This is a genomic window from Vibrio sp. 10N.222.49.C9, from assembly GCF_041474985.1.
Taxonomy (GTDB): domain Bacteria; phylum Pseudomonadota; class Gammaproteobacteria; order Enterobacterales; family Vibrionaceae; genus Vibrio; species Vibrio crassostreae_C.
The window spans coordinates 1-490 of sequence record NZ_JBFRVD010000951.1; the positions used below are offsets into that span (position 1 = coordinate 1).

General features: G+C 47.1%; 1 protein-coding gene. It reads right to left on the reverse strand.

Going from position 1 to position 490, the window contains the following annotated elements:
- Window positions 1-490: glycoside hydrolase family 3 N-terminal domain-containing protein (locus AB4585_RS26365; protein WP_372171710.1), on the reverse strand; the 490-nt coding region annotated here is incomplete at both ends.

Sequence of the window (490 nt, forward strand, 5' to 3'; positions counted from 1 at the left end):
ACTCAATAGGCTGTTCAACAGAAATAGCGTCTTCGCTGATTTGTGCTTGCGGTGCAAACGGTTTAATCGGTTCGTACTTCTTAAGCGGGCGAGACATCACTGGCGCATCCATAATGAAGCGACAGATGTTCATTGCGCTACGTTGTAACTCACCAATAGTCAGTGTGCCGTCTTCTACCGCTTGGATTGTGTTATCACCCATACCGTTCGATTCAGCCGTGTCATTTTCAACAACCATGTATAAGTCGTTTTGAGCGCGAACCATGAAAGAAGTAAAGGTCTTAGACTCTTCGCCTGCTAGAACGCAGTCATTCATCTTCGCCCACCAGTCGGTCATCACGATGCCAGAATAACCCCACTCACCACGAAGAATGGTAGTGTTTAGATCGTAGTTTGATGCTGCCCAGTGACCGTTGATTGGGTTGTAAGAGGTCATGATAGTGGTAGCATCACCTAGCTTAACCGCCATTTCAAACGGCTTGAGGTGGAT